We start from the raw sequence: 20,771 nt of genomic DNA on the forward strand, positions 1-20,771 counted from the left end.
AATGAGCCGAAGCGCGAGACCCGTGACAGTTTTGAGTATCATCCGCGATTGTCTCGATGCGCTGCTGCATCCCTCCGCGCGTTACGACGCGCTGACGCGAGCGCGCCATCGTGCCTTCATGGCCCCGCGGCTGCTCGGCAGCCTGGCCGCTTTTGCCGCATTCCCGGTCTATCTCGCCATGCGCGGGGCGCCGAGCGCGATCGAGGTCGCGGCCTTCGCCTGGCTGATTGCGCCGATCCTGTTGTCCTGGTTCCTGTCGCGCACCGGCCGTTACGAAGGCGCGCATGTGCTGTCGTCGCTGGCGCTGTCGGGCCTGATCATGGCGGTGGCGGTGACGACCGGCGGCATCGAATCCTTCGCCGCGATCTGGCTGGTCGTGGTTCCCCTCGAAGCTGCGCTGTCGGCCTCGCGCCGCGTCGCGGCCTTTGCATCGCTGCTGGCACTGTCCTGCGCCGGCATCCTGATCCTCGTCAGCCAGCTCGGCTGGCTGCCGATTGGCGACACTAGCGCCGCGGAACGCGGCGTGCTGATGGCGTTCGGCGTCGCCTCGGCGACGCTCTATGCCGCGGGCCTGGCCTTCGGTGCGGAATCGCTCGCGCGCACCAGCGTGGCGCTGCTGTCGCGTGAGGAGGAGCGTTACCGCCTCCTGGCGCGGAATATGAGCGACGTCATCTCGCGGCATCAGCGCAACGGCGCGGTGCAGTTCATTTCACCGGCGGTGGAAGCCATGCTCGGCGTGCCCGTCGCGCAACTGCTCGGCCACGGCCTGTTCGATCGGGTCCATGTCGCCGATCGGCCGGCGTATCTGACGGCGCTGTCCGATGCTGCGCGCGGCGACGTGCGCAGCGTCGAGTTCCGGTTGCGCCGGGAACGTGCCGGCTCGGAACGCGGCCAGGTTGACTTCATCTGGGTCGAGATGCGGTGCCGCCCGCTCGACCAGGATATGGGCCGTGATGCCACGCGCGAGGCTGATGTCGTCGCCGTGATGCGCGATGTCACCGACCGCAAGCTCGGAGAGCAGGCGTTCGACGAGGCACGCAGCGCTGCAGAGGCGGCCGACGCCGCCAAGACGCGCTTCCTCGCCACCATGAGCCATGAGCTGCGCACGCCGCTGAACGCCATCATCGGCTTCTCCGAGATGATCACGCAGGAGCAGACCTTGATGCTGGGCGCGGCCCAGCGGAGGGAATACGCCCAGCTGATCAACGATTCCGGCCAGCATCTGCTCTCGGTCGTCAACGGCATCCTGGACATGTCCAAGATGGAGTCGGGCAATTTCGAGATGGCGTCGGAACCGTTCGCGCCGCGTGCATCATTGATGCATTGCTGCAATCTGCTGGCGCTGAAGGCGCGGGAGAACGGCGTCGATCTCGTCACCGATGCGCCGCAGGACCTGCCTGTCATGACCGGCGATCCACGCGCCTTCAAGCAGATCGTGCTCAATCTCGTCGCCAACGCCGTCAAGTTCACCGAGCGCGGCGGTCAGGTCACCGTCGCAGCCGCGGTCTCGGGCTCACAGCTTGCGCTGCGCGTCAGCGACACCGGTATAGGCATCGCGCCTGACGATCTCAAGCGCATCGGCGCGCCGTTCTTCCAGGCCGGCAAGACCTATCAGCGCCGTCACGAAGGAACCGGCCTCGGACTTTCGATCGTCAAGAGCCTCGTGGCGTTGCATCTCGGCGAATTGACGGTACAAAGCAGGCTCGGCGAGGGTACCGCCGTCACCGTCAAGCTGCCGCTCGTCTACACGCCGCCGCAGGCCAAGACGTCTGATCAAAAGACGTTCGATCAAAAGACGTTTGAGGCTAGCGAGAGCAAGATCGCGACGCTGACGCCGGTGCTCCGTCAGGAATCTCACGACCAAGTTCAGGATCAACCCGCTCTGGTGAAGAAAAGTGCCTAAGAAGTCTGCCAAGGACGAAGCCGCTCCGCGCCGCCGTGGCGCCAAGGCCGCGGTCATCGATGTCGAGACCGAGCGCAATCTTGTGCTGCGCGTGCTGCTGCATAGCCCCAAGGATACGCTGGCCGGTCTCGTCGCCGTTGCCGCCATCGGCGCGATCGTTGCCAATGCGCTGTTCCTGCAGACCGGCCGGCACCCGGCGCCGATGTTCGGTACCGTGATCAATCTTCCCGCACCGTCGTCCATGGCGCTGTCGAACCCCTTGCCCCGTCCGCGTCCCGTCGGCGCCGATACCTCTCCGCTCGAGCCGAGAGCGACGGAGTTTCGTGCCGAGCCCAAACCTGCAGACAAGCCGCCGGAGAGGCCCGTCGAGGCGACTGCATCGACGCCGCGCTCGGGCGATCCCATGACCAATCTGGTCAAGCAAACGATTTCGGCGCCGCCCTCCGTCACCCGTCCGCCGGCGCCGATCCCCGTGCAGCAGGGCCCGGCCGCGCGGCGCATCGCCGGCGTGCAGCGCGCGCTCTCCGAATACGGCTACGGGAATTTGAAGATCACGGGCGCGATGGGCGCCGAGACCCAGTCCGCGATCCAGAAATTCGAGCGCGAGCACAAGATGCAGGTCACCGGCCAGCTGTCCGACCGCCTGCTCCGCGAGCTCGGCGCCGCGATCGGCCACCCCGTCGAATAGTCGTGATGTTGTGCGAAGGCTGGTGCTGATTGCAGCGCTATCCTATCGTGGCCTCCATGCGTTTGAAATCAAACATCTGGGTCTCAGCCTATCTGCGCCGGTGCCAGACCGAGGGCGTGTACGGCGCGGTGCGTCGTCGCGGCGCCGAGGAGGCGGGTGCGGTGTTCGTGAAGGTCTCGCTGCTCGACGGCAATGCGATGCTCTATGTGCCGGCGCCGCAGACCTCTTATGACGACGGTCGGCCGGTTGATCGCTTCTTCGTGCCGCTTGCACCGCAGCCGATGCCGGAGTCCGCGGTGGAGGAGCGTCTGACCAAGGAGATCCGCTTCGACTCCGACATCTGGATCGTCGAGACCGAAGACCGCGCCGGGCGGCATTTCCTCGAGCTGGCGAAGACCTAACGATCCGATCCGTCAGTCCCCGTCCGCACCGCAGGCGCGGAGCCGGGCTGCACGCCCGGACGCGTCTGGCTTGCGCCCGCACGTGCGCGCTGGCGCTCGCTGTCGTGCAGCGACGGTTGGTACTTGGCACGGGTGACGGCAAGCGTCGAGCCGCGCCAGGCGGCCAGCATCACCAGCGCCGCGCGGTCGCTGAGACGATCGTAAAGCCGCGACAGCCGGTACACGTCGGTCACGGAGTTGCCGATCTCCGGCTTGAAGAACAGCAGGATGCGCTGGAACACCGGGCTTGGCATGTCGAGTGCGCGCGAGGCGACCGCGAGCGCTTCGCCGCTTGCATCGTCGACGATCTGGGCTGCGACGCGCGAGGGCAGGATCAGGCTGTCGCCGAGCTCGAAGATGAAATTCTCGAAATCGCCCGCGATCGCCGCCATCTCGAGGATCTGGATCGCGCGCTTGGCGCGGACGGTCGGAATCCGCGGCGCGGCCTTCAGCGGCGTCTGCGCCAGATTGTGCAGGATCAGCGCGCGCTCGGCGGCGCCGGCGCGGAAGAACATGTCGTGGATATCGGCCGCGTCCTTTGGCTGCATCGCCATGTTCGAGGCCATGCGCAGCTCGGCGTCGCTAGGCGTGCGAACCGGCAAGGGAAAAGGAGCGGGGGCAGGGACGGGCGCCGCGATTTCGCGCGCGAGCGGAACCCTGCGGCCCTCCTGCGCGGCTGACAGTCCGAGCTTCTGCATAATCGGCGTGGGCGTCGACGGATAGATCGCAAGCCGCGACTTGACGGCCGCGCGCGTCGCGTCGTCGACCTGGTCGATCAGTCGTGTGGCGAGCTCGACGAACTGGCGCTGCTCGTCGTCGCTATGGGTGCTCGACTGGACATAAAGGTCGGTCAGCACGCGCAGCAGCGTCGGACGAACATCGACGCCTTCGCGACGGGAGAGGGTCATCAGCCCGTCGAATCCTGGAAACAACGACTTGGTCATGGAGAGATACGCGACCTGGAAGAGATACTCGCCGCCAGCCTATCGCGGGCTCCTTTAAAGGCTCGTTAAGGAAAACGAGGCGTGAAGCCGAACCGGCTATTTGAAGCGTTCTCGTGCCGCAACGGGACGACGGGTCCCGCCCGTGCGGTTACGGTCCCGCCGGCACGTTTACACCCCGTTAACCATGAACTGATCTTAATGAATGCATGTTGCAGAGGCGCGCCGGGTCGCGCGGCAATTGAAGAGAGCTGATATGGGGACCATCATCGAATTTCCGGCCGGTCGCCGGGTGAGCGCGTCGGGGGACGTGGCTCCGCGCGCGGACATGGGCACGATTTTGATCCTTCCCGTGATCCGCATCGAGCGCGAGAGCGACGAAACCAGCGGCGATCACGGGCCGGAGCAGGGCACAGCGCCGGGGCGCCGTCGTCGTCGCCGTTAGCCTTCGGTCTTTGCAATGCCGGAGAACCTCCGCCAGATCCGGCCGGTCGTAACGGCCATCATGCTCGCAGTGCTGGGCGCGACGCTTGCCGCCTGTAGTGGTGGCGATTTCGGCCGGACCCGCGCCGACATGCGCAGCGACGACATGCATCGCTGGCTGGGCGCGGAAGTCACCTCCAGCGTCGGCCTGAAGCCATCCCAATTCCAGCTCACCGACGAAGAGCGCCAGCTTCGCGACCTCGCCTATCCGCTGATCGAACCGCCGCTGTCGCGGCCCGCCTGGAAGAGTGTGTTCGGCGACTACAAGGCGCTGCCCTCGCCCTGGCGGCAAAAGATCGTGTTCGACCGCACCATGTATGGTCGCACACTGATCGACGAGCCGCACCGTTCGCATTCTTCGCGCTACACGCAGCTGATGGAGGACGTGCGCAACGACATCACCCGCTTCGAGCCGTTCTTCGCCTCCGCGATCCGCGTCATCGACCTCGACAAGAAGCGCAATGCCAGCATGGCGCGTGTCTCCTCCCTCTCGCCGAAGGAGAAGGAGGACGCGGTCGAGCGCATGCAGGAGAATTCGCTGATCATCCAGTGGGTGCAGCAGTGCCTCGAGCAGCGCGTCTCGTCCTATCGCTGGGGGCTGGAGCGGCTGGTGATCCAGGCGCCCGACGGCATGGCCGCCGATGCCGACCGCCTGATCGGCGAACTCGCCGCCCAGACCGCCAACCCGCCGGTCGCGGCCCAGCCGCCCTACGGCCGCGCGGTCGTCTCGAAGGGCTAACCCAGTTAGTCGCACAAGGGCGATATGGTCGGCTGCACTGGAGCCGCGGCCTCGCTCGCCGACGCGCGTCCCCAGATCATCACGGCGACGATGTGAACGACGAGGAATGCGGCTGCGACCGCCAGGAGCCAACGCATTTCACTGCGCTGCGGAGACCGCACCGTCAATCCTGCCTCAGCTGTCCTGTTCGCAACGATCATTCTCGTTCTCCGGCATCATGTTTGAGTTCGTTGGTGAGCAAGTGCTCGTAATGGCGCAGGACGCGACCTGCCTGATGCCGTCGCGAGGCGTGCAGCGCCGACATGATGAAGGCGAAGATGCCTCGCGATTCCGGTTCGACGTGGCGGTTGGGAGCCTGAGAGGCCGCTCCGGACCAAACTGACATGATGCTCATGGTCGAACCCGATCGGTCAGAAGAACCCGGCGCTGAGATCCAACCCGTGAGTCAGCGACAGCAGCCATACGAAGAGGACGGCTCCGCAGCACAAAGTGAGCTGCTTGAGAACATGTGCCCGCAACGAAGACGCGGGGAATGCGCGAGCAAAAGCGCTCGCAATGGTGGCGGTTGCGAGGGCTCGCATGATGATCCGGACCGTGGGCTAATGGCCGGGCCTGACCGGCCGTTGCGCTTCGCGCGTGAACTCGTCGTACCGTTGCCGGCGCCGGCGGGCTTCCTCGATTTCCCAGAACGCCCAAACGAAACACGCGCCCAGGCAGGCTGAAATCAGCATGAGCAAAAACGCTTGATCGCTCGCGGTTTGAGTCATGAAATGTCCAATGCAGATAAAAACCAAATCGAAGCAAAGGGTGCGCCAACGCGGCCTCACTCAAGGAATGTTGATTGCCGGCAGTGGGCCGGTGGCAAGAATTGAGACGTCGCTGGCTTGCTTCTGCTCGAACATGGCCAGCAACATCAGCGCGATCAGAAAGACGTAAGACGCGAGACGCCATCGCTTTGGTTCGGGCCGATGGTCGTCCGTATCGAGGCAGCGCCCGCCAGTTGCCGTCCGCATCGTTGATCTCCTGATGTCGTGACGATGAGAAAATCAGTCATCCCGCATCGCCGCATCATCGGAACCAATGAAACGCAACCGTCGTCGGCGAATTTTTTCGTGTCTGGAGATTTCGCCCGGCATGCGTAGCGCGGCGCAAGCCGGCGGCGCAGGCAAATGACGACGATTTAGGCGTATGTCAGATGACGAATTAGCCGACAGCGCCTTGTGCGGGCAGAAGCGGCGGCGTCGCGCTTTGCAGCAGGCGAAGCAGATCCGTTTGCCTCGTCGTGTTCGTCTTGGCAAAGATGCGCTGCAGGTGAGAGCGCACCGTTGACTCGCCGATGCCGAGCATGTCGGCCGCCTCTTTCGCGCCGAGACCTTGCGCGAGCGTCATCAGCACGCGAAGCTCGCCGCCCGTGAGCTTGTAGAGCCTCGCAAAAGCCTCGCCCGGCATCATCGGCACCTCGGCGGGGTCCTTCATGAAGACGGCTACCGATGCGGCAAACGGGGCGAGGATTCCGCTGCGCTGACCGCGATCGACAGGAAGCAGGGTGGCGATGTAGCCGGCGCCGTCGATATCGGGGATCGCGAGCGAGTGTCCGCTCAAATCCGCATCGTCGCGGGACGCTTCGTCGATGGCCTTGGACAGCGCGTCGCGGGCGGCGGCATCGGTCGGAAAGATCCGGTTGCCGAGAACACGAACGGCGTTGCCGGTCTTGATCTGCCGCTCGGCAGTCTCGTTCATGTAGACGACCCGGCCGTCGCGCGCCGTCAGGAAGACACCGACGGCAAGCATGTCGAATGTCCGCTCCAGCATCTCCGACCGCAGCGTCCTGAGGTCGAGTGCGTCGGAGATGGTGAGGGCGCGGCAGACATGAGGGGACAGCATCTTGAACAGGTTGATGTCCAGCTGCTGATAGCGATGCGTCTTCGCCGTCCGAGAGGCATGCATGGAGGCCATGCGCCCGCCGGTCCGCAGAGCTGGAAACCAGATGATGTCCTGCAATCCGTGAGGCTGGAGAATGTCCCGGTAGAACCGGCTTTCGAGCAGCTCATCGAGATCGTTCATCGAGAGCGCGCTGACATGACCGATGTCGGCGACGATATCCGCGGCCGCCATCGGCGTCTTCGCGTAGTTCTCGCCGAGCTTTTCCAGAAACGTCTGCTCGTAGCCGAACACGAACAGCTGGTCGTTCTGGACGTGCTTCATGTCGTGAACGCAGATGCCGCCCGCCGTGCTCTCGCAGAGATCGGCGATCTTCCGGCAGGTGGCCGCCCAAAGCTGCGGATTGAGGGCGCAGTCGTAGATGGCGCCGATGGTGTCGGATAACGCTTGGGCGGAAACCCCCTCCAAACCGATCATGACGCCTCTTTCATTCTTCTTTGATTAGTTTTTAGGCAAACAACCGGCGTAATATACATAGCACATGATTTGATGGATTTAGAGCGCTACTTTGCGCTGCAATAAGGATGCGCTAGCGCGGACGAGGCGATCTCTTCGCGTTCGCCACGGCCGCTCGGCCCCGTGGAGACTTGGCGCGCTGCTTCTGACACTGCGACGTCCGGATTGCCGCGCGCCACGCCTTCCGGGACAATGGCGATGCCGACCCCGGCAGCGACCAGCGCCATGGCCCAGTCTTCCGATTGCCGCTTTGCTCGCAATGGCAGCGGTCGATCAAGGGGACGCGGGCGAGATCGGCGGTGCGAAGCTTCTCCTTCAGTGCCAGCGGATGCGACGGCGGCGGCGCTGCGACATAACGCTCGCTCACATCGCGACGAAATGCTCGTCAGCGCGCAACATGGTCTTCGAGATGATCTGAACCACGGCGATCGCGTGGGCGTCGTCAACAGCCACGATCCCGCCGATTATGAGCGCTGCAGGTGCGACGCACATTGAGTGCGCTGCTCGGGCCGTCAGCGCTGTCCGTCGTGCGCGGAGATCGCGGATGCCGCGAGGCCTCCGATGCGCGCGTGAGGCCGGCCGCCGGTCGCCATCACGAGCCCGAATGCGATCTCGTCGCGCCGTGGTGAATCCCACAGCGTCATCTCCGCGGTGCCGAAATGGCTGCGGACATAGGCGGCGTGGATGTGCCCGAGCGGAACCATGAGCCGCGTGCCCGGACCGCCGATGGTCTTCGCCGCTGGAACGATCGCCTTGGGCTGACCGAGCACCTCGCGCATGCCCTGGCCGCCGGCCTCGTGCCAGACCGCGCCGTGCTCGAGCTCGCCGTCCTCGCCGACGATGATTCCCTTGCCATAGGCTTCGATCTGCGCGGCACCGCCGAGCTGCGCGATCAGCCGCGTTGCAAGCTCGCGCCCGAGCTCGCGCAAGGATGCCTGAAACGGCATCAGATCAGGTTCGAAGCGGCCCGCGAAGGGATTGCGGATCACCGCAATGGCCGTTCCGACCAGCAGAGGCTTCTCCAGCCGGGGACCGCGCTCGTGCCAGATGGTCTCGACGCTAAGGGCGGTCTTGCGGATGTCATGGGACACGTCTTGAGACGACATGCGCAGGCGCTATGCTTCGTCGACGACGGGATTGCGCAGCACGCCGATGTTCTCGATCTCGACCTCGACCACATCGCCGGGCTTGAGGAAAACAGGCGGCTTGCGGGTGAAGCCGACGCCAGCCGGCGTGCCGGTGGCGATGACGTCGCCGGGGACGAGGTCGAAGATGGTCGAGCTGTACTCGATCAGCCGCGGGATCGAGAAGATCAGCATCGAGGTGTCGGAGGATTGTACCACCGCGCCGTTGACGCGCGTCTCGAGCTTCAATTTGGTGGGATCGCCGATCTCGTCCGGCGTCACCAGCCATGGTCCGAACGGGCCGGTGCCGACGAAGTTCTTGCCGGAGGCGATCTGCTGGGCGTGACGCTGCCAGTCGCGCACGCTGACGTCGTTGTAGATCGAGTAGCCCGCCACGTGATCCCAGGCGTTGGCCTGGCTGATGTGACGGCCGCCCTTGCCGATGACGACAGCCAGCTCGCCCTCCCAGTCGAAATTGTCCGAGACCTTCGGCCGGATCACCGGCGCGTTGTGCGCGACCTGGGAGCGCCAGACCCGGAGGAAGATCGGCGGAAACTCCGTGATCTCGCGCTTCATCCCGAACGCCACGGCTTCATTGTGGTGGTCGAGATAATTGCGCACGGCGCAGACGATCTTCTCCGGACGCGGGATCACCGGCAGATATTTGACGTCGCTCAGCGCCATCGTGGGCTTGTGTCCGGCGACGATGGCCTCGCGCCGCGCATAGTCGTCGCTGCCGAGGAAGTCCGCGAGAACAGGGTACTGGGGCAGGGCGCGGCCGAGATCCACGACGCCATTTTCGACAACGGCGCCCCAGCTTTCCCGATTTCCGTCCAAGAACGACAGCAGCTTCATGGTTACGCCCCAAAGGTTGGCATTTTCGATCTTGTATATTATTTTCGAAAATCCGGCGGGGCGCAAGCCCACGGCCGTAAAAAGCCGTTGCCGCCTATTCGATATCGAGCAGATGCGCGGCGTAGGTCGCGACGTTGTCGGCCGTCGTGCGGATATGCGTCTCGATCAGCTGAACCGCGAGATCCGGATTGCGCGAGATGGCGGCCTGCATGATCGCCTGGTGCTCGCCGGCCTTGTCGCGCGGCCGCGGCCGGAAATTGGCCGACAGATGCCGATAGCGCTCGGCGCGATCGAACAGGTCGGCGCGAATGGCAAGAAGGGTAGCGGAGCCGCAGGCGGACACCAGTGCCTGGTGGAATTGGCGGTGGGCGATCTTCCATTCGGGATCGCGCAGCGGATGTTCGGGATCGCGCTGCTCGATTCGCTTCAATCTATGCAACGTCGAGATGACGGCGATTTCCCAATCGTCGTCGCCCCGCTCGATCGCCCGGCGGATCAATTCCACCTCGATCAGCACCCGGGCATCGGTGACTTCCACCAGGTCCTGGCGGCTGACCGGCGCCACCCGAAATCCGCGCTGCTCCTGCGCGTCGACCAGGCCTTCGGCGGTAAGCGCCGTCAGCGCCTCGCGCAGCGTCGTGAAACTTACGCCGAATCGTTCGCGCAGGACGTCGAATCGCAGCGGCTCGCCCGGCGCCAGGCCGCAGGCAATGATCTCCTCGCGCAGCCGATGGGTGATGTCGGCGGCAACGGTCTTGCCGAATTCCTTGCGGGGGCGAATGGCGCTTTCGGACATGGTTTCTGTCATTGAATCGATGGCCCAACATGCCGCGGTAACGAGCATCTTGCAATAATTTTCGTAAACGATATTATTTTCGAAAATATGGGCGGGAGATGAAATCATGAGGGCGGTGCTGGTGCGTCAGCCGGGTGGGCCAGCCCGATGTGCTGATCCGGCGTGGCGTCTACAAATGGATGCCGCCGCTGCCGGCCAATCCCGGCAACGACGTCGCCGGCCGCATTGCCGCGCTCGGGTCCGGCGTAGAAGGGTTTGCGATCGGCCAGAAGGTGCTGCTGAGCGCGCGCGACCTGTCGCAGCGCGGCGGCTGCTACGCCGACTATGTGGTCGCGCCGGCGGACGCTATTCATCTGCTGCCCGACGATGTCGATATGCAAGCGGCCGTGTGCCTGTCGAACTACCAAGTGGCCTACGCGCTGCTGAACGAGTGCCGCCATCCGCGCGCACCGGCCAGCGTGCTGGTGATCGGGGCGGCGGGTGGTGTCGGCACCGCGCTGGTGCAGCTCGCCAAGCTCGCGCAGATGAATGTCATCGGCACGGTTTCCAACGAGGAGAAGGCCGCATTCGCGCGCGGCAACGGCGCCGATCACGTCATCTACTACCGCCGCGAAGACGTGGTGGCGCGGACCCGCGAGCTGACCAATGGCGAGGGCGTCGGCCTCGTGCTCGATCACGTCTGTGGGCCCGAGTTCACCGGCTATCTCGGCGCGCTCGGCAAATGGGGGACGCTGCTGTCGTACAACGCCTTCGCAGGATTGCCGGAAGAAAACCTGATGGCGGCGATGCGCGACCATCTCGACATCTGCCCGGCGATACGCTGCTTCTCCTTCCACATCTACGACCACGATCGCGACGGGCGTCGCGCGCTCATGCGCAACGTGATCGACGCGCTGAGCCGCAATGCGATCAAGCCGGCGATCTCGGCGGTCCTGAAGCTCGACGAGGTCAGGCAGGCCCACACGCTGCTCGAGCAAGGCTCGGCGCTCGGCAAGATCATCATGACGCCATGAGGGGGTGGATTGCACGATGACGACACAAGCACCCATTGCACGCTTCACCCGGCTCCGGCACGCGAGCTTTGCCTCGCCCGATCCCGAGCGGTTGCTCGACTATTACCGCGCCGTGATCGGTCTTGGCCTCGTCGGCCGCGACGGCAACCGCATCTTCCTTGCCAACGATTCCGAGCAGCTTTCGCTGGTGATCGAACCCGGCGACGCGGCGCTGACGAGCATCGCCTTCGAGATATCTCCTGATGTCCAGATTGAGGCGCTGGGCGCCGCGCTGAAGCAGGCCGATCTGCGGCCCGAGCTGCATAGCGATCCCCTGCCTGGCGTTTCCAAATCGCTGTCGTTCAGCGACCCCGAAGGCACGCGCTTCGAGTTGATCCAGGGCTGGACGCCGACGCCTGCGCAGGAGCGGATCGGTGCGCTTGCCGTCACCAAGCTCGGCCATGTCGCGCTTGGCACGCCCGATCCGCGCGCCGCCTCGGAGTTCTACGCGAACATGATGGGCCTGCGGGTTTCAGACTGGATCGAGGATCGCTTCGTGTTCATGCGCAGCGGCTTCGAGCATCACACGTTGAACTTCGCCCGCGCGCCCGTCCGTGGCCTGCATCATGTCGCGTTCGAGCTGCGTGGTGCCGCCCACATGCACGAGGCCTGCGATCATCTCGCGCGGCACAAGCTGCCGGTTCTCTGGGGGCCGGTTCGTCATGGCCCCGGGCACAACACCGCGATCTACCACCGCAATCCCGACGGGCATGTGGTCGAGCTGTTCTTCGATCTCGACCGCATGACTGACGAAGAGCTCGGCTACTTCGAGCCGCGTCCCTGGCATCGCGATCGACCGCAGCGGCCAAAAGTCTGGGTCGGTCTGCCGCGCGACGTCTGGGGCATGCCGCCATCGCCTGAATGCACGGAGTTCGCCCGCTAGCGGATTCAAACTCGACTTGAAGAACGCCGCCTCGTCGCGGCCAACGATAGAACAGTCAAAGGGAGGACGCATCCATGCGAAGGATGAAGCGGCTTGCTGCGGCGATTTTTCTGTTTGGCGGCTTTTTAGCAGCCACTTCGGCGTCGGCGGACAATTATCCATCGCGCCCGATCCGGCTGCTGCATGGATTTGCCGCCGGCGGCGCGGCCGACACGTTGTCGCGCATCATCGCCGACGGGCTCTCGAAGAAGCTCGGCCAGCCGATCATCGTCGAGGCCAAGCCCGGCGCCGGCGGCAACATCGCCGCGGATGCCATCGCGAAAGCGGCGCCCGATGGCTACACGATCGGGCTCGTCACCGGCGCTCACGCGATTTCCGCCGCGACCTACAAGAGCCTCGCCTACCAGCCGGCCGAGAGTTTCGAGATGATCTCGACGCTGGTCTATTACGCGCTCGTAATCGCGGTGCGTAGCGATTATCCGGCAAAATCGCTGGGCGAGCTTGTCGCCATGGCAAAGCAGAAGCCGGGTGCGCTCTCCTTCGGATCGGTCGGTTTCGGCAGCACGCACCATCTTGCAGGAGAGCTGTTGAACGCAGCCGCCAGCGTCGAGATTGTGCACGTGCCCTATCGCGGCGACTCCCAATCCGTCACCGCGCTGCTCGGCGGAGAGGTTCCGGTGATCGTCGGCACGCCGGTCCTGCTCGCCCCGCAGATCCAGGCCGGTGCGATCCGCGGCCTGGCGGTGACCTCGCCGACGCGCACCGCATTGCTGCCCGATGTGCCGACGGTTCAGGAAGCCGGTATCAAGGGATACGACGTGCGCACCTGGGCCGGCCTGCTGGCCCCGAAGGGAACGCCGCCCGCCATCATGGCCACACTCAATGCGGCGACGCTCGACGCACTCAGGGATCCCGACCTCAAGCAGCGTCTGGAGACCGCCGTCGGCGGCGAGGTTCGCGGCAGTTCGCCGGAGGAGATGAAGGCCCTGATCGAGACCGAGATCAGCAAATGGACCGGCGTGGTGGAGCGGGCGAAGATCCCGAAGATCTGATCCCAATAGGACAGGGATCTCGTAAGCCTATCGCGCTTCGACCACCTCGCCATCCTCCTTCACGAAGCGGCCGACGGGACGGTCCAGGAGATCGATCACCGCTTCCGAGGGACGGCACAGGCGTGTGCCCTTGGGCGTCACCACGATCGGACGGTTGATCAGGATGGGATGCGCGAGCATCTGGTCGATCAGCTCGTCGTCGGACCATTTGGGGTCATCGAGGCCGAGCTCCTTGTAGGGCGTGCCTTTCTCGCGCAGCAGCGCGCGAGCGGAGACGCCGAGGGCCTTGACGAGTTCGACCAGTCTTTCGCGGGAGGGCGGCGTCTTCAGATATTCGATCACGTCCGGCTCGACGCCGCTCTGCCGGATCATCGCCAGCGTGTTGCGCGATGTGCCGCAGGCGGGGTTGTGGTAGATCGTGACGCTCATCGGGTGGTCTCCGCGATTGGGATGGGGTCGGCCGCGCGGGCGTCTGCGAGCAGCCAATTCATCAGCAGCACGCTGGCGAACGCTCCGCAGAGCTCCGCGAGAATGAATCCGGGCAGGTCGGCGGGACGTATGCCCGTGAACGTGTTGGTCAGCGACCTCGCAATGGCCACGGCCGGATTGGCGAACGAGGTCGAGGCCGTGAACCAATAGGCCGCGGTGATGTAGAGACCGACCAGCCAGGGGACCGCAGTGCGCTGAAACCGGATGCCGGCCAGGATCGTCGCGACCAGACCGAAAGCGGCGACGGCTTCGGCGAACCATTGCGGTCCTCCGGTTCGCATCTTCTCAGAGAAATCGAATAGTGGCAGTCCGAACATCAGATGCGCTGCCATCGTTCCCGCGATGCCGCCGGCGATCTGCGCGACGACGTAAAATGCGGCGTCGTTCACCGGCAGCTCCCGCTTGCCGGTGAAGACGAGGGTCACTGCCGGATTGAAGTGTCCGCCGGAGATCGGACCGAGCACGGTGACCAGGACGACCAGAATGGCGCCGGTCGGCAGGGTGTTGCAGAGAAGCGCAAGCGCGACATCCCTGGTCAGCGTCTCCGCCATGATGCCGGAGCCGACCACCGTGGCAACCAGAATGCCCGTGCCGAGCGCCTCGGCCGCGAGACGCCGCGGAAGATCGAATTGATCAGGCACGGCTTCGCTCCTTTCGTCTCGGCTTGCAGCACGCTTGCAGGGTTTCGACGACAGGTTCGCAGACTTCCGGCCGTCCGCCGCAGCAATCGCGCAGCAGGAAGACCGCGACGTCGCGGAATTCGGTGAGGTTGGCGCGGTAGACGATCGAGCGGCTGCGCCGCTCGGAGGTCACCAGCCGCGCGCGCGTCAAGATCGACAGATGCGCCGAGAGCGTGTTTTGAGGGACCTCCAACAGCCGTGCGAGATCGCCGGCAGCGAGACCATCAGGCTCGTGCCTGACCAGTGCACGGAAGGCCTCCAGCCGGGTCGATTGGGATAGCGCGGCGAGCGCCAGGACGGCTTCTTCTGTTTCCATATATCCAGACTTATGGAACTAATTGGAGCGCGTCAATCCGGAATTCTTGCCCGTTGGGCGGCCGAGCCGATATTTCGAAGATTCTAGAAATATGGTTTGACAACTTGGCATCCGCAGGCGCATCCTGGCGGTCATGAAGATCGACGACGCAGCAGCACGCCTGGAGGCCCTGGGTAACCGGACCCGGCTTCAGATCTATCGTGCCCTGGTGCGGGCAGGGCACAAGGGCATGGCCGTTGGCCGCCTGCAGGACAAGCTGAAGATTCCGGCGTCGACGCTGTCGCATCACATCAAGACCCTGGTCTCGGTCGGGCTCGTCAGCCAGGTCCGGGAATCGACGACGCTGATCTGCCACGCAAACTTCGACGCGATGCGGGGTCTGGTCGATTTCCTGGCGGCGGAGTGCTGCGCAGACGAAGTCGGATGCAAGACGACGCAAACCGCGGCGTGAACTTTTTTGGCTAGCATTTTTCGCTGATTCTAGAATTATGGGAGAAGTCGAATGAACGCAAAGACGGTCGCCATCATCGGGGCAGGGCCTGTCGGCCTCGCAGCAGCTGCGCATGTCCTTGAACGCGGCATGTCACCCATCGTGCTCGAGGCAGGACCCGAAGCGGGGCACGCGGTTCGCCAGTGGCAGCAGGTCCAGCTCTTCTCGCCGTGGGACTACAATATCGACAAGGCCGCCGCGCGCATGCTCGCGCCGACGGGATGGAATTCGCCGGACCCGGGCTCCTATCCGACCGGCGGCGAGCTGATCGACCGATATTTGACGCCGCTTGCGACGCGAACGCCGTTGCGCGAGGTGATCCGGACATCCAGCCGTGTCACGGCCATCAGCCGCGTCGGCTTCGACAAGGCGAAGACGAAGGGGCGTGAGCAGGCGCCGTTCGAAATCCGCTACCAGAACGGCAGAGGTCCTGAAGTGCTGCGCGCGGATGCCGTGATCGACACATCAGGCACATGGTTCTCGCCCAATCCCGCCGGAGGCAATGGTCTGCCCGCGATCGGCGAGCGTGAATGCGCCGGTCACATCGCCTATGGCATGCCCGATGTCCGCGGTGCCGGCCGCGCCAGATATGCCGGGAAGACCGTTGCGGTGCTCGGCGCCGGCCACTCCGCGGTGGGCACGCTGATCGATCTCGTGCAGCTCGCGGATGAGGTGCCGGGGACGCAAGCGATCTGGCTGTTGCGCGGCGCCGATCCCGCCAAGGCCTTTGGCGGCGGCCGGAATGACAAGCTTGCCGCACGCGGAGAGCTCGGCAGCGCCTTCGCCGCGCTCGTTGCCTTCGGGAAGATCAGGGTGGAAACCGAATTCGGCGTCACGCATCTGTCGGACTCCGAAGGCCGCCTCGAGATCGCGGCCGGCTCGGGTTGCGGCGGACGGAGTTTGATCGTGGACGAGCTGATCGTCTCGACCGGCTTTCGTCCCGACTTTTCGTTCCTGTCCGAATTGCGCCTGCGGCTCGATCCCGCCATCGAGGCGCCGGTCGCGCTGGCGCCGCTCATCGATCCCAACGAGCACAGCTGCGGCACGGTGCGCCCGCACGGCGCGCGCGAGCTCTCGCACGACGAACCGGGCTTCTACATGGCGGGCATGAAGTCGTATGGCCGCGCGCCGACCTTTCTCATGATGACAGGGTATGAGCAGGTGCGCTCGATTGCGGCCGATCTCGCCGGCGACAAGAAAGCCGCCGCAAGGGTGGAACTCGTGCTGCCGGAGACCGGCGTCTGCACGCGCGGCGGCGTCGAAGCCGCCGGCGCCGTATCAGGATGTTGCGGTGGGCCGGCGAAGCAGGAATCAACGGCCTGTTGCGCCGCCGACGAAGCGGCGAAGAAGGCCGGCGCTTCCGGCTGCGGTTGTTCATGAATTTGGGTCTTGCAGGTGAAGCCGGAGAGTTGCCCCTTGTGGTTGGTGCGCCGTGTCGGCGTGGGGGCGGGAGGACAGCATTCGTAATTTGAGCGGGCGGTCTCTGATCGCGGTGATGTGCATCGGCCAGGTCGGCAATCTGCTGCCGCATGTGACGTTGTCCGCGAATCTGGCGCAGCATCTGATGCCGGCGTGGGGCCTGTCGGCGGCCGAAGGCGGCTTGATGGCGAGCGGTTACGCGTTCGGCTACATGCTCGCCGTGCCCGTGCTGACGACGTTGACCGACCGGATCGACGCGCGCCTCGTTCTGCTCTGGGGGTCGATCGTCAGCGGACTGGCGACCGCAGCGTTCGGAATCTTCGCGCAAGGGTTTTGGTCCGCGACCGCGATCTGGTCCCTGGCGGGGCTTGGATTTGCCGGCGCCTATATGCCGGGCCTGAAGGCGCTGACGGACCGGCTTCCCGCCGGCGACACCTCGCGCGCCGTCACGCTATACACGTCGAGCTTCTCGGTCGGCGTCGGCCTCTCGTTCCTGGTCGCGCAAGTGATCGCCGACCGCTGGGGATGGCGGACCGCTTTCCTTGTCACCGGCTTCGGTCCGATCGCAATGGTCGTCGCGTGCCTTCTGATGCAGGCGCAGCGGCCCGCGCCGAAGACGGGACGTCTCTTGAACTTCGCGCCCGTCTTCGCCAATCGCGAGGCGCTCGGATACATCTTCGGCTACGGCGCCCATTGCTTCGAGCTCTACGGTATCCGCACCTGGCTGGTCGGGTTCTGGACCTTCGTCGTCGGCCACCAAGGCGCGCCGTCGTGGTTGAGTCCCGTCGTGCTGAGCTTCTGCTTCGCGGTGATCTCGATGCCGGCCAGCATCCTCGGCAACGAGGCGGCGCTGAAATTCGGGCGCCATCGCGCGATCACGGTCGTGATGATCGCGTCGGCCTGCGTCGCGCTGGTCATCGGCTTCAATGCGACAGCGCCGGCATGGGTCCTTGCGCTGCTGCTGCTCGCCTACGGTTTGACCGTGCCGGCGGATTCGGGCGCATTGACCGCCGGCATGTCCGCGGCGGCTGTGTCCGAACATCGCGGCGCGACCCTGGCCCTGCATTCGACGGTCGGCTTCGGCCTGTCGGCGGTCGGTGCCTGGGGCACCGGCGCCGCGCTCGACGCAGCCGGCGGCCCGCAGAGCGCGACCGGCTGGCTCTTGGCGTTCAGCGTCCTCGCGGCCGGAATCGCGTTGGGTCCATTCGCGCTGCTGTGGGCGCGGAAGGGCCAGTCTGTTCGGGCGCAGTCGATGTGAGTCGCGCAATTCTACTCGGCGGTGGAAAATCGATCGAGGCGCAATCGATGCCGATGATCGGTGAGAAGGCGAGCACCTCCCATCACGGCGGCGAGCGTTCCCAATCCCGTGCCGCCGGCGATCAAGAACATGATCAGGAGTTGATACTTGACGGCGTCAATCGGTTCGACGCCTGCAAGGATTTGACCGGTCATCATCCCCGGCAAAGAGACAAGGCCGATCGCAGCCATGCTGTTCATGATTGGCGTGAAGCCGCTTCTCAATGCGTCTCGCAGGACCGGCAGCAACGCCTGATACCGGGTGCCGCCAAGAGCAAGGCAAGCTTCGATGGCGGCTCGTTCGCGCACCAGTGTATTCGTCAGCACGTCCAGCCCCAGGCTTATTCCTGTCATGGTGTTGCCCAGGATCATGCCCAACAATGGCAGCGCATAGCGCGGATGATACCAGGGATCCGGGCGTAGCTCCGTCAGAAGCGCGAACATCGTAACGGTACCGGCCGCGAGCAGCATGCATCCCGCTCCTAAGCCATAGCTCCAGATACCCGGTAGGCGTCGCTTCTGCCGAGCGACGATTTCCCGTGATGCGAACAGAACCATGACGACGGCGGCGAGGGCGGTCCAGAGCGGCGAGACCGCGGCAAACAGGAACGTCAATACGTATCCGACGAGCACCAGCTGAACCACCATCCGCACGGTGGCGATGGCCAGCTGCTTTTCAAGCTTGAGGCGGAGAGCGAGCGAGAGAGCGCCGTCCATGACGACAAGGAGCGCGGGCAGAACCAAGTCGCCGTATGCCAGGTGAATGTAACTCACGGCCGATTGTCCTCAATTCCGCCCTCGGCATTCATCACAAGGACCCTCGACCCGACGCGGCGGGCCTGGGCGTTGTCGTGAGTGCTCCAGACGACACTCGTTCCATTCGAAATGCGTTCGGCGATCAAGGATTCCACGGCCGCCGTCGATGCCGAATCGAGGGCCGAAGTCGGCTCGTCCAGGAGAAGAACCCGCGATCGCAGCATCAGCGCCCGCACCAGCCCCAGCCGTTGTCGCTCGCCGGTCGAAAGTCTCTGGACCGGCCAGGGACCGCAACTGCAGGGCAATCCCAGTCTCGTGACCAGTGGCAAGGCATCATCCCAGCCGCCGAAGTGATCTTGCACGATGTCTGTCCACCAGCCCGGCTCGGCAGCGAGGTAGGTCACTCGCTTGCGCCAGGCGGGGGCGGGCATCGCCTCCCTGAGCGTTCCGTCCAGTTTGACCATTCCTTCGTTGGGATCGAGATCCGCGATCGCGCGACGGAGTTGGGTCTTCCCTACGCCCGAGGGCCCTTGCAGGGCGACGCATTCGCCGTCCTGCAAGTCGAATGAAACGGAGATGTGCAAGCGCTTGAGCGCGCGGACCGTCAGCATGTCTCAAAGCTTGCGCCGGAGCCGATCGGCAACTCGCCTCGCGATCTCCGCCGGCGCCTCGTCCGGATAAGGATGCACCGAGCTGACATTGATCTCACCGAGTACATAGCTGTCGGTCCCGTCGGCAAGGACCGGGCCAAGCATGAAGTCGGCGTCCCAAATCGCAGGCAGGTCGAGCCGCGGAATATCGAGCAACGACGTCAGCTGCGGCGTCCACTCGTCTTCCATCAAGCGACGCAGCCGCTGGAAGCGCGGGTCTGCGTTGGACGAATAGAGCCGTGGTCCGGCCTCGGCGCGTGCGGCTGGCGAATCAACCAGGGCTTTGACCTTGTGATGGCCGAAGCCGGCACAGCGATCGCCGGCCATGTAGCAACGTACGACGCCCTCGCCCAGGCGAGGCTGGAATGGTTGGTCGATCACGCTACCGTTCTCGAAATACTCGGCGCAACGACGGAGAAAATCATCCAGCGTCAGTTCCTCGGGCGCGTCCCTGGTCGCGTCCAGCACCTTTATCATGGAGGAGGTCGGCAGACTCTCGACCTTCCAGACGCCTTGGCCGCCATTGCCCCGGTTGCGCTTGATCACGCGCGGACCAGCGGCGAGCCGCATCGGTAACTCGGCGCGCATCGCTGCTGCGGTTTCATATAGCGCCGTGTCGCTTCCCCAGCCCATCGAGCGGGTACGATACAGAACCTCCTTGGTGCCCATCTTGAGGATGACATCGGGATGGGCACTTACCCACACACCCTGCGCCGCGACGTCCCGCAGCAATGCGTCGAGACCAATGCGATTTCGACCGTCCTGAATGGGGTTGACCCAGACCAGCACGCCGTCCGCCGCGAGCAATTGTTCACGGACGCCCTCGGCGAAGCCTTCATCATAGATCGCCGGCAGGGCTTCAATGCCGACGGCGGCGAGCGCTTCGAAAAGCTGCGCGAAGCGGCTGTTTTGCGCCGTCGCATCCCGCCGCGCGGCAGCGTCTCCGCGTGAGAGGATGGCGACGGTATGTTGGTGAGAAGGGTGTCGTTCGGTGTCCATGCGCAAGCTCCACAAATGGCGTGCTGCGCAGAGCTTGGACCGAGGCCTCACGGGGAGTCTGCTTTGTCCCCACGCAAAGGACAGTAGCGGGGCCGTCCGCCAGTTTCAAGGCGTGGCCGGCGGGGTTCCGCGGAGCGGTGAACTCTTTGTGACGTTCGCCGGCGGCGTCGGTGCGCCGCCCAAAGCCTGGGCCCGTTGACAGCTGCCGCCCTCGGGTTTTTACTTGGGGCTCGGGGATGTGCGATCTCCCCGTGAGGCGACATGCCCAAGCATCGCGTCCTGATCACCAAGGGCGCAGCATGTCATCATACATCCCCGATTTC

At 64.7% G+C, this 20,771-nt stretch carries 25 protein-coding genes and 1 pseudogene; 11 read left to right on the top strand and 15 right to left on the bottom strand.

The annotated features are described in order from the left end of the window. Position 1: 1 nt before the first annotated feature. From IVB47_RS32025 to IVB47_RS32035, 3 genes are read left to right on the top strand one after another with little or no spacing between them, the layout of a single operon-like run. Positions 2-1,903: a PAS domain-containing sensor histidine kinase gene (locus tag IVB47_RS32025; RefSeq protein ID WP_247467475.1), complete on the top strand. Its 1,902-nt coding sequence runs from the start codon at positions 2-4 to the stop codon at positions 1,901-1,903. After that, positions 1,896-2,591, top strand: a complete 696-nt coding sequence (locus IVB47_RS32030; protein WP_247467479.1) for a peptidoglycan-binding domain-containing protein — start codon at positions 1,896-1,898, stop codon at positions 2,589-2,591. The genes IVB47_RS32025 and IVB47_RS32030 overlap by 8 nt, the downstream gene beginning before the upstream one ends. A 56-nt stretch (positions 2,592-2,647) precedes the next feature. After that, positions 2,648-2,992: a DUF1491 family protein gene (locus IVB47_RS32035; RefSeq protein WP_027569068.1), complete on the top strand. Its 345-nt coding sequence runs from the start codon at positions 2,648-2,650 to the stop codon at positions 2,990-2,992. Here IVB47_RS32035 and IVB47_RS32040 read toward each other — a convergent pair. Then, positions 2,989-3,975 (bottom strand): DUF2336 domain-containing protein, encoded by a 987-nt coding sequence (locus tag IVB47_RS32040; RefSeq protein WP_247467481.1) that lies wholly within the window; start codon positions 3,973-3,975, stop codon positions 2,989-2,991. The genes IVB47_RS32035 and IVB47_RS32040 overlap by 4 nt on opposite strands. A gap of 253 nt (positions 3,976-4,228) precedes the next feature. Here IVB47_RS32040 and IVB47_RS32045 point away from each other — a divergent pair, with 253 nt between their 5' ends. Together IVB47_RS32045 and IVB47_RS32050 are read left to right on the top strand one after the other, a co-directional pair. After that, complete coding sequence (locus IVB47_RS32045; protein ID WP_027516916.1) at positions 4,229-4,417, top strand: hypothetical protein; 189 nt, start codon at positions 4,229-4,231, stop codon at positions 4,415-4,417. Positions 4,418-4,432: 15 nt separating this feature from the next. Then, a complete protein-coding gene (locus IVB47_RS32050; protein ID WP_085395547.1) occupies positions 4,433-5,194 on the top strand; it encodes a hypothetical protein in 762 nt (253 codons plus the stop codon). Between the two features lie 196 nt (positions 5,195-5,390). Here IVB47_RS32050 and IVB47_RS32055 read toward each other — a convergent pair whose 3' ends face one another. From IVB47_RS32055 to IVB47_RS32095, 8 genes and pseudogenes are all read right to left on the bottom strand, one after another. After that, complete coding sequence (locus IVB47_RS32055) at positions 5,391-5,588, bottom strand: hypothetical protein (protein ID WP_035961901.1); 198 nt, start codon at positions 5,586-5,588, stop codon at positions 5,391-5,393. A 205-nt stretch (positions 5,589-5,793) separates the two neighbouring features. After that, on the bottom strand, positions 5,794-5,961 hold the full coding sequence (locus IVB47_RS32065; protein ID WP_247359867.1) for a hypothetical protein: 168 nt from the start codon (positions 5,959-5,961) through the stop codon (positions 5,794-5,796). Positions 5,962-6,021: 60 nt separating this feature from the next. Beyond that, the gene (locus IVB47_RS32070) at positions 6,022-6,207 is read right to left on the bottom strand and encodes a hypothetical protein (RefSeq protein WP_027569072.1); all 186 of its coding nucleotides are present in this window, start codon (positions 6,205-6,207) and stop codon (positions 6,022-6,024) included. 190 nt (positions 6,208-6,397) lie between these two features. Beyond that, positions 6,398-7,552: a helix-turn-helix transcriptional regulator gene (locus IVB47_RS32075; protein WP_027569073.1), complete on the bottom strand. Its 1,155-nt coding sequence runs from the start codon at positions 7,550-7,552 to the stop codon at positions 6,398-6,400. Positions 7,553-7,734: 182 nt separating this feature from the next. Further along, positions 7,735-8,008, bottom strand: a pseudogene (locus tag IVB47_RS32080) (LysR family transcriptional regulator); the annotation flags it as partial. 95 nt (positions 8,009-8,103) lie between these two features. Then, complete coding sequence (locus IVB47_RS32085) at positions 8,104-8,697, bottom strand: amino acid synthesis family protein (protein WP_247288779.1); 594 nt, start codon at positions 8,695-8,697, stop codon at positions 8,104-8,106. Positions 8,698-8,706: 9 nt separating this feature from the next. Then, positions 8,707-9,570, bottom strand: coding sequence for a fumarylacetoacetate hydrolase family protein (locus IVB47_RS32090; RefSeq protein ID WP_027569076.1), 864 nt, complete (start codon positions 9,568-9,570; stop codon positions 8,707-8,709). Positions 9,571-9,664: 94 nt separating this feature from the next. Beyond that, a complete protein-coding gene (locus IVB47_RS32095) occupies positions 9,665-10,366 on the bottom strand; it encodes an FCD domain-containing protein (RefSeq protein ID WP_027569077.1) in 702 nt (233 codons plus the stop codon). 134 nt (positions 10,367-10,500) lie between these two features. Between IVB47_RS32095 and IVB47_RS35620 the strand changes: the two genes are divergently transcribed. The 3 genes from IVB47_RS35620 to IVB47_RS32110 all read left to right on the top strand — a co-directional run bounded on the left by IVB47_RS35620 (position 10,501) and on the right by IVB47_RS32110 (position 13,353). Continuing rightward, entirely contained in the window at positions 10,501-11,379 is an 879-nt protein-coding gene (locus IVB47_RS35620; protein WP_247467485.1) for a zinc-dependent alcohol dehydrogenase family protein, read from the top strand. A gap of 16 nt (positions 11,380-11,395) precedes the next feature. Then, complete coding sequence (locus tag IVB47_RS32105; protein WP_247467488.1) at positions 11,396-12,301, top strand: VOC family protein; 906 nt, start codon at positions 11,396-11,398, stop codon at positions 12,299-12,301. A gap of 74 nt (positions 12,302-12,375) precedes the next feature. Further along, positions 12,376-13,353: a tripartite tricarboxylate transporter substrate binding protein gene (locus IVB47_RS32110; protein ID WP_247288790.1), complete on the top strand. Its 978-nt coding sequence runs from the start codon at positions 12,376-12,378 to the stop codon at positions 13,351-13,353. A gap of 27 nt (positions 13,354-13,380) precedes the next feature. Here the strand turns inward: IVB47_RS32110 and arsC are convergent, their stop codons facing one another. Genes arsC through IVB47_RS32125 form a run of 3 tightly spaced genes read right to left on the bottom strand, consistent with a single transcriptional unit; the run spans position 13,381 to position 14,838 of the window. Continuing rightward, on the bottom strand, positions 13,381-13,782 hold the full coding sequence (arsC, locus tag IVB47_RS32115) for an arsenate reductase (glutaredoxin) (RefSeq protein ID WP_247288792.1): 402 nt from the start codon (positions 13,780-13,782) through the stop codon (positions 13,381-13,383). Beyond that, positions 13,779-14,483 carry an MIP/aquaporin family protein gene (locus tag IVB47_RS32120; protein WP_247467491.1) on the bottom strand — a complete coding sequence of 235 codons (705 nt, stop codon included), beginning with the start codon at positions 14,481-14,483 and terminating at the stop codon, positions 13,779-13,781. Before IVB47_RS32120 ends, arsC begins: the two co-directional genes overlap by 4 nt. After that, positions 14,476-14,838: a metalloregulator ArsR/SmtB family transcription factor gene (locus IVB47_RS32125; RefSeq protein WP_247467495.1), complete on the bottom strand. Its 363-nt coding sequence runs from the start codon at positions 14,836-14,838 to the stop codon at positions 14,476-14,478. The genes IVB47_RS32120 and IVB47_RS32125 overlap by 8 nt, the downstream gene beginning before the upstream one ends. Before the next feature lie 133 nt (positions 14,839-14,971). On the opposite strand from IVB47_RS32125, the gene IVB47_RS32130 reads away from it, so the two are divergent. The 3 genes from IVB47_RS32130 (at position 14,972) to IVB47_RS32140 (ending at position 18,005) form a co-directional block, all read left to right on the top strand. After that, entirely contained in the window at positions 14,972-15,289 is a 318-nt protein-coding gene (locus IVB47_RS32130; RefSeq protein ID WP_247467499.1) for a helix-turn-helix domain-containing protein, read from the top strand. Between the two features lie 51 nt (positions 15,290-15,340). Beyond that, positions 15,341-16,708: an NAD(P)-binding domain-containing protein gene (locus IVB47_RS32135; protein WP_247467502.1), complete on the top strand. Its 1,368-nt coding sequence runs from the start codon at positions 15,341-15,343 to the stop codon at positions 16,706-16,708. Between the two features lie 115 nt (positions 16,709-16,823). Then, positions 16,824-18,005: an MFS transporter gene (locus IVB47_RS32140; protein WP_247468167.1), complete on the top strand. Its 1,182-nt coding sequence runs from the start codon at positions 16,824-16,826 to the stop codon at positions 18,003-18,005. 11 nt (positions 18,006-18,016) lie between these two features. Here IVB47_RS32140 and fetB read toward each other — a convergent pair whose 3' ends face one another. The 3 genes from fetB to IVB47_RS32155 are packed head-to-tail and all read right to left on the bottom strand — an operon-like array spanning position 18,017 to position 20,448. After that, positions 18,017-18,817: an iron export ABC transporter permease subunit FetB gene (gene fetB / locus IVB47_RS32145; protein WP_247467506.1), complete on the bottom strand. Its 801-nt coding sequence runs from the start codon at positions 18,815-18,817 to the stop codon at positions 18,017-18,019. Continuing rightward, entirely contained in the window at positions 18,814-19,410 is a 597-nt protein-coding gene (locus IVB47_RS32150; protein ID WP_247467509.1) for an ABC transporter ATP-binding protein, read from the bottom strand. Before IVB47_RS32150 ends, fetB begins: the two co-directional genes overlap by 4 nt. Before the next feature lie 3 nt (positions 19,411-19,413). After that, entirely contained in the window at positions 19,414-20,448 is a 1,035-nt protein-coding gene (locus IVB47_RS32155) for a Cj0069 family protein (RefSeq protein ID WP_247467512.1), read from the bottom strand. Positions 20,449-20,771: the final 323 nt, after the last annotated feature.

The sequence above is a fragment of the Bradyrhizobium sp. 62 genome (assembly GCF_023073035.1).
GTDB lineage: Bacteria > Pseudomonadota > Alphaproteobacteria > Rhizobiales > Xanthobacteraceae > Bradyrhizobium.

Coding starts and splice junctions, on each gene's coding strand:
- IVB47_RS32025 (WP_247467475.1), top strand. CDS start 2: ATGAGCCGAAGCGCGAGACCCGTGACAGTTTTGAGTATCATCCGCGAT.
- IVB47_RS32035 (WP_027569068.1), top strand. CDS start 2,648: ATGCGTTTGAAATCAAACATCTGGGTCTCAGCCTATCTGCGCCGGTGC.
- IVB47_RS32040 (WP_247467481.1), bottom strand. CDS start 3,975: ATGACCAAGTCGTTGTTTCCAGGATTCGACGGGCTGATGACCCTCTCC.
- IVB47_RS32045 (WP_027516916.1), top strand. CDS start 4,229: ATGGGGACCATCATCGAATTTCCGGCCGGTCGCCGGGTGAGCGCGTCG.
- IVB47_RS32050 (WP_085395547.1), top strand. CDS start 4,433: ATGCCGGAGAACCTCCGCCAGATCCGGCCGGTCGTAACGGCCATCATG.
- IVB47_RS32055 (WP_035961901.1), bottom strand. CDS start 5,588: ATGAGCATCATGTCAGTTTGGTCCGGAGCGGCCTCTCAGGCTCCCAAC.
- IVB47_RS32065 (WP_247359867.1), bottom strand. CDS start 5,961: ATGACTCAAACCGCGAGCGATCAAGCGTTTTTGCTCATGCTGATTTCA.
- IVB47_RS32070 (WP_027569072.1), bottom strand. CDS start 6,207: ATGCGGACGGCAACTGGCGGGCGCTGCCTCGATACGGACGACCATCGG.
- IVB47_RS32075 (WP_027569073.1), bottom strand. CDS start 7,552: ATGATCGGTTTGGAGGGGGTTTCCGCCCAAGCGTTATCCGACACCATC.
- IVB47_RS32085 (WP_247288779.1), bottom strand. CDS start 8,697: ATGTCGTCTCAAGACGTGTCCCATGACATCCGCAAGACCGCCCTTAGC.
- IVB47_RS32090 (WP_027569076.1), bottom strand. CDS start 9,570: ATGAAGCTGCTGTCGTTCTTGGACGGAAATCGGGAAAGCTGGGGCGCC.
- IVB47_RS32095 (WP_027569077.1), bottom strand. CDS start 10,366: ATGTCCGAAAGCGCCATTCGCCCCCGCAAGGAATTCGGCAAGACCGTT.
- IVB47_RS32105 (WP_247467488.1), top strand. CDS start 11,396: ATGACGACACAAGCACCCATTGCACGCTTCACCCGGCTCCGGCACGCG.
- IVB47_RS32110 (WP_247288790.1), top strand. CDS start 12,376: ATGCGAAGGATGAAGCGGCTTGCTGCGGCGATTTTTCTGTTTGGCGGC.
- arsC (WP_247288792.1), bottom strand. CDS start 13,782: ATGAGCGTCACGATCTACCACAACCCCGCCTGCGGCACATCGCGCAAC.
- IVB47_RS32125 (WP_247467495.1), bottom strand. CDS start 14,838: ATGGAAACAGAAGAAGCCGTCCTGGCGCTCGCCGCGCTATCCCAATCG.
- IVB47_RS32130 (WP_247467499.1), top strand. CDS start 14,972: ATGAAGATCGACGACGCAGCAGCACGCCTGGAGGCCCTGGGTAACCGG.
- IVB47_RS32135 (WP_247467502.1), top strand. CDS start 15,341: ATGAACGCAAAGACGGTCGCCATCATCGGGGCAGGGCCTGTCGGCCTC.
- IVB47_RS32140 (WP_247468167.1), top strand. CDS start 16,824: ATGTGCATCGGCCAGGTCGGCAATCTGCTGCCGCATGTGACGTTGTCC.
- IVB47_RS32150 (WP_247467509.1), bottom strand. CDS start 19,410: ATGCTGACGGTCCGCGCGCTCAAGCGCTTGCACATCTCCGTTTCATTC.
- IVB47_RS32155 (WP_247467512.1), bottom strand. CDS start 20,448: ATGGACACCGAACGACACCCTTCTCACCAACATACCGTCGCCATCCTC.